This window comes from Gemmatimonas sp. (genome assembly GCF_021298855.1).
Lineage (GTDB): Bacteria > Gemmatimonadota > Gemmatimonadetes > Gemmatimonadales > Gemmatimonadaceae > Gemmatimonas.
In genome coordinates this window covers 116,797-131,309 of record NZ_JAJTHI010000005.1, presented here as the reverse complement: position 1 = coordinate 131,309, position 14,513 = coordinate 116,797, and the positions used below count along the sequence as shown (strand labels likewise).

The 14,513-nt window shown below is 66.9% G+C and carries 14 protein-coding genes and 1 tRNA gene; 3 read left to right on the top strand and 12 right to left on the bottom strand.

Going from position 1 to position 14,513, the window contains the following annotated elements; genetic code table 11:
* The first annotated feature begins 33 nt into the window (after window positions 1-33).
* The 3 genes from LW840_RS01970 (at window position 34) to LW840_RS01960 (ending at window position 1,549) form a co-directional block, all read left to right on the top strand.
* Window positions 34-606 (top strand): adenine phosphoribosyltransferase, encoded by a 573-nt coding sequence (locus LW840_RS01970; RefSeq protein WP_291276309.1) that lies wholly within the window; start codon window positions 34-36, stop codon window positions 604-606.
* Between the two features lie 54 nt (window positions 607-660).
* Window positions 661-734, top strand: a tRNA-Arg gene (locus tag LW840_RS01965).
* 140 nt (window positions 735-874) lie between these two features.
* Window positions 875-1,549: a tetratricopeptide repeat protein gene (locus tag LW840_RS01960; RefSeq protein WP_291266275.1), complete on the top strand. Its 675-nt coding sequence runs from the start codon at window positions 875-877 to the stop codon at window positions 1,547-1,549.
* Between the two features lie 296 nt (window positions 1,550-1,845).
* Here the strand turns inward: LW840_RS01960 and dapF are convergent, their stop codons facing one another.
* From dapF to kdsA, 12 genes are all read right to left on the bottom strand, one after another.
* The gene (dapF, locus tag LW840_RS01955; protein WP_291266289.1) at window positions 1,846-2,676 is read right to left on the bottom strand and encodes a diaminopimelate epimerase; all 831 of its coding nucleotides are present in this window, start codon (window positions 2,674-2,676) and stop codon (window positions 1,846-1,848) included.
* Between the two features lie 80 nt (window positions 2,677-2,756).
* Entirely contained in the window at window positions 2,757-3,518 is a 762-nt protein-coding gene (locus LW840_RS01950) for a polyprenol monophosphomannose synthase (RefSeq protein ID WP_291266274.1), read from the bottom strand.
* Window positions 3,519-3,667: 149 nt separating this feature from the next.
* Window positions 3,668-4,645, bottom strand: a complete 978-nt coding sequence (locus LW840_RS01945; protein ID WP_291260924.1) for a lysylphosphatidylglycerol synthase domain-containing protein — start codon at window positions 4,643-4,645, stop codon at window positions 3,668-3,670.
* On the bottom strand, window positions 4,642-5,892 hold the full coding sequence (locus LW840_RS01940; RefSeq protein WP_291266272.1) for a glycosyltransferase: 1,251 nt from the start codon (window positions 5,890-5,892) through the stop codon (window positions 4,642-4,644). The genes LW840_RS01945 and LW840_RS01940 overlap by 4 nt, the downstream gene beginning before the upstream one ends.
* A gap of 22 nt (window positions 5,893-5,914) precedes the next feature.
* Window positions 5,915-6,940, bottom strand: a complete 1,026-nt coding sequence (locus LW840_RS01935) for a glycosyltransferase family 2 protein (RefSeq protein WP_291260926.1) — start codon at window positions 6,938-6,940, stop codon at window positions 5,915-5,917.
* Window positions 6,941-7,004: 64 nt separating this feature from the next.
* Window positions 7,005-8,501, bottom strand: a complete 1,497-nt coding sequence (gene rpoN / locus LW840_RS01930; protein ID WP_291266270.1) for an RNA polymerase factor sigma-54 — start codon at window positions 8,499-8,501, stop codon at window positions 7,005-7,007.
* Complete coding sequence (gene lptB / locus LW840_RS01925; protein WP_343213618.1) at window positions 8,501-9,262, bottom strand: LPS export ABC transporter ATP-binding protein; 762 nt, start codon at window positions 9,260-9,262, stop codon at window positions 8,501-8,503. Before lptB ends, rpoN begins: the two co-directional genes overlap by 1 nt.
* Before the next feature lie 437 nt (window positions 9,263-9,699).
* Window positions 9,700-11,433 (bottom strand): hypothetical protein, encoded by a 1,734-nt coding sequence (locus LW840_RS01920; RefSeq protein WP_291276308.1) that lies wholly within the window; start codon window positions 11,431-11,433, stop codon window positions 9,700-9,702.
* A gap of 155 nt (window positions 11,434-11,588) precedes the next feature.
* Window positions 11,589-12,050, bottom strand: a complete 462-nt coding sequence (lptC, locus tag LW840_RS01915) for an LPS export ABC transporter periplasmic protein LptC (protein WP_291276307.1) — start codon at window positions 12,048-12,050, stop codon at window positions 11,589-11,591.
* A complete protein-coding gene (locus tag LW840_RS01910; RefSeq protein ID WP_291266267.1) occupies window positions 12,050-13,042 on the bottom strand; it encodes a KpsF/GutQ family sugar-phosphate isomerase in 993 nt (330 codons plus the stop codon). Before LW840_RS01910 ends, lptC begins: the two co-directional genes overlap by 1 nt.
* A complete protein-coding gene (locus LW840_RS01905) occupies window positions 13,039-13,692 on the bottom strand; it encodes an HAD hydrolase family protein (RefSeq protein WP_291266266.1) in 654 nt (217 codons plus the stop codon). Before LW840_RS01905 ends, LW840_RS01910 begins: the two co-directional genes overlap by 4 nt.
* Window positions 13,689-14,510, bottom strand: coding sequence for a 3-deoxy-8-phosphooctulonate synthase (gene kdsA, locus LW840_RS01900; protein ID WP_343213617.1), 822 nt, complete (start codon window positions 14,508-14,510; stop codon window positions 13,689-13,691). The genes LW840_RS01905 and kdsA overlap by 4 nt, the downstream gene beginning before the upstream one ends.
* Window positions 14,511-14,513 lie beyond the last annotated feature (3 nt).

Sequence of the window (14,513 nt, the reverse complement as noted above, 5' to 3'; positions counted from 1 at the left end):
AGCGATTGCGGCCAGGGACGATAACTTGGCAGCATGCCGACCACCCTCGACCTTCCCGAACTGCGCGCTCGGCTGAAACGAGCGCTGCGCGATGTGCCCGACTTCCCGAAGCCGGGCATCCTGTTCAAAGACATCACCCCGCTGCTCGCTGATCCGCTGCTGATGCAGGAGGCCGTGGCGGCCATGTGTGCGCCCCATGCCGCGGCTGGCATCACGCATGTCGTGGCGGTCGAGAGCCGCGGATTCCTTTTCGGCATGCCCATGGCCCTGCACCTGGGCGCGGCGTTCGCGCCGGCCCGTAAGCCCGGCAAGCTCCCGTGGCGGACAACGCGCGAGGAGTACGTGCTGGAGTACCGGAGTGATGTTCTCGAAATGCACGATGATGCGCTGGCTGTCGGTGGGGCGGGGGGAGCCACACCACCGACTCCCCGGGTGCTGGTCGTCGACGACGTTCTGGCCACGGGCGGTACCGCTGCTGCGGCGAGTCGCCTTGTCGAACGATTGGGCGGAACGGTGGTCGGCGTGTCGGTTCTGGTCGAGCTCGCGTTCCTTGGAGGCCGCGAGCGCCTCGCGGCGCGACCCGTGTATAGTGTGCTGACGTTCTGAACAGCCCGGATTATCATTAGGAAGCGCGCCGTCGCAACGGACGCCGCGCGTACCGCCCCCGTAGCTCAGTTGGATAGAGCAGCAGTTTCCTAAACTGTTGGTCGGAGGTTCGAATCCTCTCGGGGGCACTGTGGGGTAGGGCGGGCTGGTCTGGCCTGCGCTGGGTGCGCGTTGGCGGGTGCCTTGCCGAGCGCAAATGCACTATGTTACGGGGCTGATCCCCGGCGGCTGATTCCGGGCCCCATCCTCTTACCGTTGGCATACTCGCATGGCGCAGGCGACCCGCAATCCACGCACCTCGCCCGGTGCATCGGCTCCGTTGAGCGACGATCCGATCGAGTCGGCGACCACCTGGCTGCAGCTCAACAGCAAGCCGATCCTGCTGGTGGTGGGCGGGGCAGCCGTTGCCGCCGCCGCGGTCATGATTTACCGCAGCAATATGGCGGCGACACGCGAGAAGGCGTCGGTCGCGCTGTACGAGGCGCAGGCCCCGTTCGTTCAGGGCAAGTTGCCCGAGGCGCAGCGCGAACTCGAGAAGGTGGCCACGCGGTTCGCCAATACGGCCTCTGGTCAGCAGGCGGCGATCCTGCTTGGGCAGGCGCTGTTCGGGCAGAACAAGGTGGATGAAGGGATCAAGTCGCTGGAGAAGGCGCTTGGCGGCGCGTCGCCCGAGTTCAAGTCGAACATCGAGGCCCTGATCGCGGCGGGCTACGAGCAGAAGAAGGATATGGTCAAGGCCGCCGAGCATTACGGAAAGGCCGCGTCGCTGGCCCCATACAAGTCGGAGAAGTACAACCACCAGGCCAGCCAGGCCCGCAGTCTCATGGCCGCCGGAAAGAACGCCGACGCCAAGAAGATCTGGGAGGAGTTGGCGAAGCTGGAGGGGGAGCCGGTGCAGCAGGAGGCGACGGTCCGCCTCGGCGAGTTGGCGGCGAAGAGCTGAGCCCACTCCACGTTTCCCGGGCACGCGGCAAGGGAGTCAGGCGGGCGACGGGACGGTCGCCCGCCTTGTTCTTTTGTGGTGTTTTATGCGTATAATACATGTTATGTAAACTAGAGCCGGTGGATAACTGTGGGAAATTCCCCACGTGGAAATCCCCCGCTTTGTGGGAAGATCGCGTAACGTATTGCCGCGCAAATAGATGACGGACCGTGCCGGCGTTCATCCATGCGGCTCGTGTCACGAACACACGAACTGTCCACCTGTCCACATCGTGGAACCGTACGATCAACAATCGCTTAGAGCGCGGCGATAACGCCTCGGAATACCACACGCCCCTCGCCGCGTAGCGACGGCTGGCCGCGTCCCTGTTCCTCGGCGTTGGCGCCATCCGAGGCTGGAAGCCGGACCTGCAATGGTCGGCCGGAACTGGACACAATGGTTACCACAGGGCCAACGGCCAGCCCCCAGGCCCCCAGCAGAACGGCCGTGGCCACGGCGCCCGTGCCGCACGCCAGCGTCTCGCCTTCCACCCCGCGCTCGAAGGTGCGATAGCGCCATCGGCCGTCGGGTTGCCGGGAGACCCAGTTCACATTGGCGCCGGCGGGACCCAGACTCGGATGATGGCGGAGAACCGGCCCCCGCTCGCGAAGAGGTACCGCTTCGGCGTCGTCGCAGAGCACCACGAGATGCGGAATGCCGGCCACAGCCAAGCCGATGGCCTGTTCACCAGGAGCCCGCTTGATGTCCAACGTTGGGCGTACGTCGGTGACCGGTTGCAGGTCGATCTCCGGCAGTTGACCGGGGCCGTGTCCCGTGAGGCGGCTCGAGATGACTCCCGCGCCAGTGGCCAGGCGCATGCCCACGGGCGAGGCCATCTCCAGCTGCGCCGCCAGCGTCGTTGAGCACAACGTCGCATTGCCGCATAGATCCGCCGGCGACCCATCGCTGTTGAAGTAATGGATCGTGACATCGGCGCCATCGCCCGTCGGTTCGAGCACGACAAGCCCGTCAGCACCTATCCCATTGTTCCTGTTGCAGATGCGACGTATCACCTCAGGTGATGTGACACGATCCAAGGGGGTAAGGCGACCGTCAAAGAAGACGAAGTCGTTCCCCGACCCGGTCATCTTGGTGAACGGAAGGCCGGCCAGCGCCGTGAAATCGACCGGTGGAACAGGGGGCGCTGGCACTACCGCGGGATCACGCATCAGTACTTGCCGGTCATGCCCCACCAACGGAGGCGCCACACCATCCAGATGGCTTCACGTACGATCCGCTTGGACATCTTGGATTCCCCTTCGGTGCGGTCGTGGAACACGATGGGGATTTCGGCAATGCGGAAGCCCCGCTTCCAGGCACGGAAGCTCATCTCGATCTGGAAGGCATACCCGTTCGACCGCACGGCGTCGAGTGGGATGGCCTCCAGGACCTCGCGGCGAAAGCACTTGAAGCCACCTGTCGCGTCACCGAGCCGAAGCCCAGTAATGGCACGCGCATAGATGTTGGCGCCATAAGACAACATGAGGCGCGTGATCGGCCAGTTGACCACCGTGACCTTGCCGTCCCGGTACCGGGAGCCAAGCACGAGATCGGCATCGCGGACGGTGGCAAGGAACTCGGGGAGGTGCGCCGGGTCATGCGAGAAATCGGCGTCCATTTCGAAGATGTAGCCGTAGTCTCGAGCCAGCGCCCAGCGGAACCCGGCCAGATACGCCCGACCCAGCCCCTCCTTCCCCGGCCGGTGCAGCACATGGACCCGAGGGTCCGCTGCGGCCAGTTCATCGGCAAGTCGACCGGTACCATCCGGGGAGTTGTCATCGACGATCAGTACATCGAGCCGCGGATCCTGTTCGAGGATCTGCGGGACGATGCGCGTGACGTTCTCACTTTCGTTGTAGGTCGGCACGATCACGACGCCCCGCTCATCGATGCTGAGCGCGCCACGGGCCGGAGTCTTGATACGGGTCATCTTGCGGCAGAGGTGAGACAGACCGGTGGCGATGCGCCAGGCAGGCATGGCGACTCGCGTGGTGTCCGTTCAACTCCGAGAATGGGAAGAAAGGCACGGGCAGGCGCCGGCAGGGCAGCCGCGCATGCACCGTGGGTGCTGGAGCAAAACTAGTGGAGCGGAGGCGAACTGGCCTGTGGCGACCGCAATGTGCCTCGATCCTGCGGCGACATGCAGAAGAGGCCGATGATCCCCGGCAGGATCTCGAGCACGGTCAGCCAGACGCGCGACGTTGCGCCAAGCAGCGCCGCATCCCCCTGCCCCGCCGCCCCCCCCGCCACGAGCAGGGCACTCAACGCGACCTCGCGAAAGCCTATCCCGCCCGGCGCAAAAAGCACCAGGAATCCCACCAGATAAGACGCGGCGAAAACGGCAATGAAGAGTGGCGGCGAGGCGGAAATGACCGGGGTGACCCCCCTGGAGAAACAGGCAAAGGCAAGCCCGTACCCAAGCCATGAGCCAGTATTGATCACCGCCGCCGTCCAGAGTTCGCGCGCGGAAAGCTGCCGTTCGGCGGCGGCCACCCCTCGCCAGCGTGCAACCCGATGGAGGAGGAGCGGCAGCACCGCCGGCAACAGCGCGACCGCCAATACGAACAGGATGCCCGCCACGATGGACACGCGGCTGAGGCCAGGGGAAATGGCGTCGAGCAGATCGGCACCGAAAATGGCCGCCACGCCGAAGCCGGCGCCCAGATTGAGCACGGTGCCCAGCACGGCAGCGCCTGCCGCGGCCACCCCCGAAACGCCTTCGCGGGCCGCGAGCACCCCAAGTGCGCCTACCGACCAGAGCTTGCCGGGGATGTAGCGACCCAGATTGGCCACGGTCCAGATCTGCGCCGCCTTGGCGTACGGCAGCGAGCCCCCCCATCCATGCAGGAGCATGCGCCAGCTCTGGATGAGCATGGCATAGGTGAGCAGCACGAGCACACTGGCCGCCATGATCCACCCCCACCGCACCTCGATACTGCGGGCAGCGCGCTCGACCTCCGCCCACTGCCCGGACAGCACCCAGGCGATGCACCCGAAGGTGACGAGCAGCAGCAGCCATTGCAGCTGCGGCGATCGCAGGCGCTGGGTGATGGTCACGCGGACGGGCCTCGGGCTCCGCCGGCAGTCGGCGGTGCCGCCAACGCACTCGCCCGTACGTTTCCGCCAGCCTGCCGATACAGTGCCTGATAGGTGGACGCCACGGCCTCTGGAGAGAATCGCGCGAGCATGTCGGCCCGGGCCAACTGCCCCAACTGCTGTCGGGTCTCGTCGGAGCCAATCACGCGGGCCAGGCTATTGGCGAGGGCCTGCACGTTGCCAACAGGCACCAGGGTCCCGCCGTGCTCAGGGCGGACCGCATCGACCAGACCGCCATCCGCATAGGCGATGACAGGCGTGCCGCACAATTGGGCCTCGACCGCGACCAGCCCCAGCCCTTCGCCGCGGGATGGAACGGCCACCGCCTGCGCCGAGGCATAGTATGACGCCAGCACGTCCTGGGAGACCGTGCCCACCCAGACGACTCGGTCGGATATCCCGAGCGCCACGGCATGCGCCGCCAGCGCCGCACGATCCGGCCCGTCCCCCAGGACACGCAGCGATGTGCCGGCCAACGCGGGCAGCGCCAGCGCCTCGAGCAGGTCCCGCAGCCCTTTCTGCGCGTTGAGCCGACCCACGAAGAGCACGCCACGTCGCACCGGTGCCGCGCCCTCCAGCGAAAATCGGCGGGTATCCACGGGCATCGGGGCCACCGTGATGTTCGCGGAGGGCGCGATCGCGCGGGCCTCGCTGGCCAGCCAGGAGGAGACGGCCGTGCATACCACCGCCTGTCCAAGGACGGCGCGCATGACGGGGTGAACCGCCGGCTTCTGGGTGGCGAGGCGCACATCCGAGCCGTGCATGGTGACCAGTAAGGGCGGGTCCTCAGGACCGAGCGCCCGCCAGAGCGCGAGTCCTGCGGGAAACCACCAGTGTGCATGCACGAGTTCGAACGGATCGCCAGCCTGTCGGGCCGCGTCGAGGCAGCGCTGCACGTGCCGGCGCATGCTGGCAAGCAACTGCAGCAGGGCCACCTTGCCTCCCCAGGAGCCGCGCACCGTTTCCGCCATCGTCCCGGTGTAGGCCAACGTCATGCGCGCATCGCTGGCGTAGCGTACCCGATCGATGGCCACACCCTCAAGGGTGGTCGTGGGGGGAAGGCCCGCCGCTCCGGGCGCCACGATATGCACGCGAGTCCCCTGCGCCTGCAGGGCCGTCGCCAGGCGGAGCACGAACGATCCGGCCGCGTCACCGGCAAAGCGCGGCGCATTGTGCGTGACGAAGAGCACCCGGCGGGGGCCAGTCACGGGAGCGGCCTGCGGGACGCCTTCAGCGGGCGTCGCGTGCGGCGTCGCGCACGGCGCCCGAATCGTCCTGCTCGAATTGGTTGGCCGCCAACTCGCTGAGCTCCCGCCGCATCTCTCGCACTTCGCTGCGCTGTTGGGCGATCTGCTCACCCAGCAGGCCGGTGGCGAAGAAGACAGAACCCAGCACCAGGCAGGTCTGGATGACGGTCCATGCCCAGCGCTGCCCCTGCCCCGTGACCAGCAGCCAGACCAGCGCGGCACAACCGGCCAGCACCCCCAGCGCAAAGAGCGCGGCGCCCAGCATGCCGAAGGCGAGCAGCGGTTTCTGGCCGAAGCGGAGTTCGAACCACACCGCCAGCATGTCGAGCACGCCCACGGGAATGCGGGACAGGCCGAACTTGGAGCGCCCCGCGTGCCGGGGGTAGAGCGGGATGGGCACTTCGGTGACCGTGAAGCCCTGCGCCGCTGCCATCACGATCATGTACCGATGGAAGTCGGGGCGCATGGGCAGCGCCGCCATGATCTCGCGCCGATACGCCTTCACGTTGTTGAGATCGCGCACGGGGACATGAAACAGCGTGCGGCTCAACTTGTTGTAGATCCCCGACACGAACGCCTTTTCGTACTTCCCCTGCTTGAAGCCCGTCACCATGTCGCTTTCGTTGGCGAGAATGGGCCCCACCAGGCTCGGGATGTCCTCGGGCTTGAACTGGAGATCGGCCGGATAGAACACCAGCACCTGCCCCCGCGCATGCAGTGCCCCCGTGCGCAGGGCTTCGGCGATCCCGCGCTGGGCGCGATGGCGCACCGGATGGAGGAAGGCGTGCTGTTCGCGCAGCTCCTGCAGCAGCGACCAGCTGCCGTCGGTCGACCCATCATCCACCACGATGACCTCATACCGCGCCTCCTGGCCGCGGATCATCGCGTCGCAGAGCTCCAGGAACAGGGGCAGGTTCCCGGCTTCGTCCTTGGCCGGCACGAGCACGCTCACGTCCACCTCAGACCGGGTGGCCGGCTGCGGTATCGTGGGAAGGGGGCGAAGACTCACGGCCATGCGAGAGGAGGAAGGGGCAACACCACTGACGGCAGAGGGGCGGGGACGGCGGCGCGTGCTAGACGCGCTTGCGCATGCGGGCGGGGAGCACGCCCAGCTGGTCACGGTACTTGGCCACCGTGCGTCGCGCAATCTGCACCCCGGTCTGCTGCAGGATTTCCACGATGGCCTGGTCGGTCAGGGGATTCTTGGGATCTTCCCCCCCCACCAGTTTTTCGATCTGGTCCTTGATCCCGCGCGCCGAGACGTCGTCGCCGTCGGCCGTGGCCAACCCCGACGAGAAGAAGAACTTCAGCGGGAGCACACCGCGAGGGGTTTGCACGAACTTCTCGTTCGTCACCCGGCTGACCGTCGATTCGTGCATGCCCACCGCCTCGGCCACCTCGCGCAGGGTGAGCGGCTTGAGCGCTTGCACGCCACGCTCGAAAAAGTCCCGCTGCCGGTCGACGATGTAGTGCATGACCTTGAGCATCGTCTGACGGCGTTGCTCGATGGCCTGAATCATCCAGTTCGCCGAATTGAGCTTGCTGGCAATGAAGTCCTTGCTCTCGGTGTCGAAGCGCTTCTTGTCGCGCGCGATCTCCTGGTACGTGCGCGACAGCTTGAGCCGCGGCAGGTTGCCGTCATTCAGGAAGATGTGGTAATGCCCGTCGATCTTCTCGACCACCAGGTCGGGAATGATGTAGTTGTCGTTGCCCGCACTGAACCGGAGCCCCGGCTTGGGGTCCAGCTTGGCGATTTCATCAGCGGCCCCCTGCACATCCTGCGCGCTGATGCCGAGTCGCTTCGACAGTTCGCTCCACCGGTGCGCGATGAGCTCCTCGAACGACTCCTCGACCAGACGGTAGGCGAGCGCCTCCCGCATGCCGGCGGCGCGCAGCTGCAACAGCAGACACTCGCGCAGGTCGCGGGCGCCAACTCCCGGGGGATCGAGATCCTGGATGATCTGCAGCATCTGCAGCATCTCGGTGTCGGTGAAGACCGGCACCTCGCTCTCGATGTCGCGCTCTTCGGCTTCCTTCAGCAGCCATTCGTTGACGCCGCGCTGGATTTCCTCCAGCGGACACGCCAGCCATCCATCGTCGTTGATGTTGCCGACGAATTCTTCCGCGAGAATTGCCTGCCGCGGTGTGAGCTCCAGCAGCGACAGCTGTTCCGTCAGGTGATCCGCCAGGTCCCGCGTGTCGACCGTGACCGGTTCGTACCATTCCCGCTGCTCGTGCTCCTCGCGCTGGCCCCCGGTCTCGAATCCGTCGAGCAGTACCGCTTCCCAGTCGACATCATCGTCACCGGTCTTCTCCGGTTCCGGTTCGGCCGACGCTTCCGGTTCGGTGAGATCCTGCGCCTCGGCGGCCGGATCGTCGGCATCGGGCGCCTCGTCATCTTCCTCTTCGGGCTCAACGAGCTCGAGGAAGGGGTTCGTGAGCAACTCCTGCTTGAGATGCTGCTGCAGATCGAGCAGCGGCATGTACAGCAGATCCATCGCCTGGTAGAGGCGGGGATTGACCTTGAGTTCCTGCCGGAGTCCGGCGTTCTGTTGCAGTCCCGTTTTCATCAAGCCCGCACTCCTTCATCGGCTTCGGCGAAGCGTGCACGGAGTCGGGCCGACAGCGTCGGGCCGAGGTAGATCTCCGCCACCGTGTCATCGAACACGAGTTCACGAACTGTACCGGAGACCTTGACCACGCCGTCGTACATGATGTAAGCGCGATCGACGATGTCGAGGGTCTGCTCGACGTTGTGGTCACTGATGAGTACGCCTATGCCACGATGGCGGAGTCCCGCCACGATCTGCTGAATGTCGTGCACCGCGATCGGGTCCACGCCGGCAAAGGGTTCATCGAGCATCATGAACTTCGGCTGGGTCACGAGCGCACGCGTGATCTCCAACCGCCGCCGTTCCCCGCCGGAGAGCTGAAAGGCGCGGCTGTTCCGCAAATGCTTGATGCTCAACTCATCGAGCAGCATTTCCAATCGTTCCTTCCGTTCGCCGGCGGAGAGATCGAGCGTTTCCAGGATGGCCAGAATGTTCTGCTCCACGGTGAGCTTTCGAAAGATGGAAGGCTCTTGCGAAAGATAACCGATCCCCTGGCGCGCCCGCTCGTACATGGGCATGCGCGTGATGTCCGTACCGTCAAGTCGGATGATGCCCGTTTGCGGGGCGATCAGCCCCACCAGCATGTAGAACGTGGTCGTCTTGCCGGCGCCGTTGGGGCCCAGCAGCCCGACGATCTCCCCCTGGGACACACGCACCGACACGTCGTTCACGACCCGCCGACCGCGATAGACCTTGACCAGTCCATCCGCCGACAGCACCGATGCGTTGGCCGCTTCCGTTGCCGCCGGTGTCGTCCCCACGGCAGCGCGATACTCGCCGGTGGCGCCCAGCACACGTGCCAGTTCGGCACGATGCGCCTGCACCGCCTCCCAGAGCGCCGGCGCGACGCGCACCTCGGCATTCGGCTCGGCCACCCCACTGGCGAACGATTCGATGACACCACTGGCAGCCAGTCGGGGCAGCAGCGCCGCCGCCAGGTGGCTGCGGACTTCGTCGGGGGCAAGGGCACGGCCCTCCCGGTGCTCCTCGATGTACCGTCGTGTGATGGCGTGCAGCGGCACCCGGCCCGTCATGTCGGCGCCGTCGACGATCGCGCCGAGTACCATTCCCAGGGACCGGTCTCCGTGCACGGCACGCTCGACGACCGACAGAATGTCGGCCGCGGAGGATGGTGTCTGGGGACGTGAGGAATCGCTCATGGACGGCGGCGGGTAGCGGAAGCAAGGGGGGGCAACGCGGCGGGAGCGGTGACGTCGTCCTCCCCGGGGGGACGGCGAGCCGGCGATCCCGTCGGCACCGGAGCACCACCAGGTCGCCCTGGGGGCCTGCGACGGCGGGGGCCCGGGGCCGCGGCCGTGTCTGCTAGACTGTCCGACGCCGGTTCGAGATACACCCCCGAGGCCGCCGAGTCCACCCGGACGTCGCGCACGGTCCCCGTGTCGAAGTTCACGAAGATGCGCAGCCCGCGCACGTAATTGATGGCGGGCGGTGCCGTGGGCCCCTTGGACGTGGCCATGTGAAAGAGCGAACTGGCGTTCCCCATGGCGCGGATCTCCTTGATGCTCACCCGGTTGCCGGTATCGCGCGGCGTCGTCGCGCCGGGAGCCGGTGCGGCGACCGGCGGGCGAACGGCGATGCTGTCGAAAAAGGCGAAGATGCTGTCGCCGCGCAGCAGATCCTTGTCGGTTGTCCGGATCTTGAGTGTATCCGGCGTGCCCACAGCCACGGCACTGCCGACCGCGCGCACCTCGCGCACCTGTTTGTCCACCAGGCGAATGCGAAGCGAATCGGCAATGACGTCCTGCTGCGGCGTGGTGGCCTTGGCCCGCCCCGACCCGAAGGCGAACGCCTCCTCGAGCTGCTGGTCCTTCAGCCGCACGTCGATGATCTCGGCATTGAGCACGAGGTCATCGCTGGTGGCCGTGGACTTGTGGCGGGCCACGACGCGGTCGAGTTTGCGCGCGGTACTGTACATGTCGATCGTGTCGCCCACCAACGTGAACTGCTGGGCGGTGTCCCGGTTCACGATGCGTGCGCCGCGCACGAGTCGCGACTGCTCGGTGATCTTGTCGAAGGAGGCGGAGTCCGCCTGGGCCTGCAGTTGCTCGCGATCGATTCGTACGTCCCCCCATGCCATGAGCAGCGAGTCGCCGGCATCCTCGAAGCGATTCGCGATGACCGTGGTGGGGGGCTGCAGCCGGCCGGTACTGTCCTTTTCGATCAACCGGGCCGTGGAACGGCTGGGCGCAATGAGGCGAGAGGCGGGGCGTTCCGGGGTGGCCCGGAAGTACTCGATGCTTGGCCCGGCAAAGGTGCTGCCGGTGGCCAACTGCGTTGCCACGACGTTGCCATCGGCATACAACCGCCCTTCGCGGGTGAAATACGTGGCGTGCATGGCCGTGATCTGCACCTTGTTGGGCTCTTCGTAGACCACGTTGCCATACAGGTTCACGATCCCCGCCGCCTGAAACTGTTCGGCGCTGTCGGCCCGCAGCCGGTTGTTCTCGCCCTGGCACCGTCCCACGAACCCGCCGCCAATGAAGGTGTTGGATACCGTCTCGCTCATGCGGCTGTACAGGAGTCGGGTCTCCGGCGGCGACTCGGTCATGTCGAGCACGCAGGGGCGCGACGGCGGTGGCGCCTTCTTGGCGGGCTTCTTGGGCACACTGTCGGTCTTCGGGGGACGGGCCCCCGTACTGTCGGTTGCCGCCGGCACCTTGGCCGAGTCACGACCGGGGCGCGGCGTGCTGTCCGTAGGGGCAACCGTGACGGGCGCGCGCGTGGCGACGCTGTCGGGCGTCACCGGGCGCCCGGCCGAGTCGGAGGGCACGACCGCCGGTGTGGATGCCGCCCGTCCAGCGCCGCGGCATCCCGCAATCAGGACGGTCGATCCCACCGCCAGCAGGAAGAGGGAACGGGCGGGGGGCACGCACCAACGGCGGCCGGCAGGCGTGGTCACCGCGTGGGCACCTGAACCGTTGCGATGATCTTGCAGCTGCGCAAGCATCGGAAGTTGTTCAGCTTGGGATCGGACTCGAAGCCGATTCCCGAGTGCTCGCGCTTGGGCTCGTTCAGCACGAATGCCTAGTCGGAGAAGAACTGGTTGCGGACCTGATCGAACACCAGCTGCTGCGACGAGAACCGCTTCCCGTCCTCACGCACCACCACCACGTCGCCGCGGGCCTCCAGACGCTGGAGACGCGTGTTGTAGGTCGCGGCCTTGGCCGTGAGGACGCCGTCCTTCAGTCCCTGCGTCGTATAGAACGTGCCGCTCACCCGCCGCATCTCGATACGTGTGCCGTCGTCGTAGAAGTAGGTCGTGTCCGACAGCAGCTCGCCGTTGCTTACCCCCTTGTTGGTGAGCACCTGCCGGGTACCGAAGGCCATCTGATCCGCCGAATCAGGCATCGTCGATGTCTGGGACCGCTTCACGGCCGGGGCGGCCGGCTTCTTCGGGCATCCCGCGCCGGTCAACAGGCTCCACGCGGCGATCGCCGCCACCACCAGCCGCCCGGTGCGCGGTGCGGCCGCACGCCACGGCCGCATCAAACCGCCCCCGCCCGCATGAGATCGTGCAGGTGCACGACACCCACCAGGCGTTGCGCGCCATCGACGACAGGCATGGCCATGATGCCATGCGTTTCCATACGGTGCACGACTGCACTCCCCAGTTCAGTATCCTCCGCCATCCGTGGCGCCGTCGTCATCACCGCAGCGACGGGAACGGTCAGCACATCGTCCTGCCGCTCGAGCAGGCGGGTGAGATCTCCTGCGGTGACGACCCCGGACACCCGGTCCTGTTCCACCACGATGGCGATCCCGCGTCGCGCGGCGAGCAGAACCACCGCCTCGCGCATCGTGGCGCCGAGTGGCAGCGTGGGGAGCTGCTCCCGTTCCATGACGTCGCCCACGCGGGTGAGCAGGCGCCGACCAAGCGCGCCGCCCGGATGCAGTTTGGCGAAATCCTCGGCGCGGAACCCCTTGGCTTGCAGCAAGGCCACGGCCAGCGCGTCACCCAGCGCCAGAGTGACCGTCGTACTGGTGGTCGGGGCGAGATCGTGCGGGCACGCTTCCTCCTTCACCAGCAGGTCGAGCGTGACATCGCAGAGGCGCCCGAGGCGTGACCCGGCCGCAGCGGTCATGGCGATGCGCTTCACCCCAAGGCGCGCCAGCGCCTCGATCAGCCCGAGCAGTTCATCGCTTTCCCCACTTTTGGAGATGAGAATGGCGACATCGTCGGGGCCGACGATTCCCAGGTCGCCATGCACACTCTCGACGGGATGGAGAAAGGTGGCCGGGGTGCCGGTGCTCGTGAAGGTGGCCGCGATCTTCCGCCCCACCAACCCCGACTTGCCGACGCCCGCCACGATGATGCGACCGGTGCACGACGCCAGCAGGCGCACCGCGTCGGCGAAGGGTTCCCCCAACGCCTGCTCGCTCAGGTGAAGCGCCTCGGCTTCGAGGGCCAGCACGCGTCGTCCGCGCTCGATGATCGTCGTCGAATCGAGCGGGGCCTCTGTCGTCTGCGTGCGGGTCACTGCGTCACCTCGGTTGCGGACGGACGGCCTGGTGCGCCGACCGCCAGTTCGCTGCGGGAGGCCACATACCGCTCTACCGCGTCGCTCCATTCGCCGCGCGCCTGCAGCAGGGCCTCGGCGAATTCGCGCACGGCACCATGTCCGCCGCGCGCCTGCAACTGCAGCACGGCGGCCCGACGTGCTTCCGTGGTGGCATTCGCCACGGCGACCGGCAGCCCCACAACCCGCAGCACAGCAAGATCGGGAAGGTCGTCACCCACGAAGGCCACCTCGTCGAGGCTGATCCCCAGCGAGCGGCACAGATCGGTGAGCGCCGGGAGTTTTCTGGCCTGCGGGTCCTGAATGCAGGCGTCAACCCGCAACTCGCGCGCGCGCATGGCCACGCTTTCCGAGACGCGTCCGGTCACGAGGGCCACCTTGAGGCCGCACTCCCGCAGCATGGCCATGCCCAGCCCATCCTGCACGTCGTACCGCTTGAATTCGCACGGGGTCGGCGCGCCGTCGTGGAGCGCGCTTCCCAAGTAGAGTCCGCCGTCGGTGAGGACTCCATCCACATCGAACGCCACCAGGCGCACGCGACGGGCCAGCGCCGCCTCGATGCGCGGCGCCTGGATCACGAGTGGCGGGAGCGGGGAACCGTGGCTGGTCACGGGCGAACGGTGCGATCCCAGATGTCCACGGCGCGATCGATCAGCGCGGGGAGGTCATCGAGCGGAATCATGTTGGGCCCGTCGCTGGGGGCCGTCGCCGGCGTGGGGTGCGTTTCGAGGAACAGCCCCTGGGCGCCCGCCGCCACCGCCGCGAACGTGAGCGGTGGAATGAACTCCCGCGCACCGCCGCTGGCGCCCCCCTGCCCCTTCCCGGGCTGCTGCACACTGTGCGTGGCATCGAAGATGACCGGCACGTTGCACGCGGCGCGCATGCGGGCGAACGCCCGCATGTCAACCACGAGGTCACCGTACCCGAAGAACGTCCCACGTTCGGTCACCGCCACATCACCCACGGTGCGTCCGGCGAGCACGGCGCCGCCCTCCACCTTGCGCACCGCGCCCAGCATTCCCTCCGGATGCATCCACTGCCCTTTCTTGACGTTCACCGCCTTGCCCGTGGCACCGGCCGCCAGCAGCAGGTCGGTTTGCCGACAGAGGAAGGCGGGAATCTGGAGCACATCCACCACGCTCGCCGCCACGGCACACTGCCCCGCCTCGTGCACATCGGTCAGGATGGGCAATCCGCTGGCGGTGCGTACGCGATCGAGGGCGGCAAGGCCGGCCTCGAGTCCCGGTCCACGCACCCCGTCCACATTCGACCGATTGGCCTTGTCGAAGCTGGCCTTGAAGATCACCCCACCGGGCACGCGCTCGGCGAGCCGCGCCAGCGCGTCGGCGACGCGCAGATTCAGCGCGTCGTCTTCCAGTTGGCACGGACCGGCAATGAGAAACAGCCGCTGATCGGGGAACGGCGTCATGAG

Excerpts from the sequence above, each read along its gene's own strand:
- LW840_RS01970 (WP_291276309.1), top strand. The coding sequence starts at position 34 with ATGCCGACCACCCTCGACCTTCCCGAACTGCGCGCTCGGCTGAAACGA.
- LW840_RS01960 (WP_291266275.1), top strand. The coding sequence starts at position 875 with ATGGCGCAGGCGACCCGCAATCCACGCACCTCGCCCGGTGCATCGGCT.
- dapF (WP_291266289.1), bottom strand. The coding sequence starts at position 2,676 with ATGACCGGGTCGGGGAACGACTTCGTCTTCTTTGACGGTCGCCTTACC.
- LW840_RS01950 (WP_291266274.1), bottom strand. The coding sequence starts at position 3,518 with ATGACCCGTATCAAGACTCCGGCCCGTGGCGCGCTCAGCATCGATGAG.
- rpoN (WP_291266270.1), bottom strand. The coding sequence starts at position 8,501 with ATGAAAACGGGACTGCAACAGAACGCCGGACTCCGGCAGGAACTCAAG.
- lptC (WP_291276307.1), bottom strand. The coding sequence starts at position 12,050 with ATGCGGCCGTGGCGTGCGGCCGCACCGCGCACCGGGCGGCTGGTGGTG.
- kdsA (WP_343213617.1), bottom strand. The coding sequence starts at position 14,510 with ATGACGCCGTTCCCCGATCAGCGGCTGTTTCTCATTGCCGGTCCGTGC.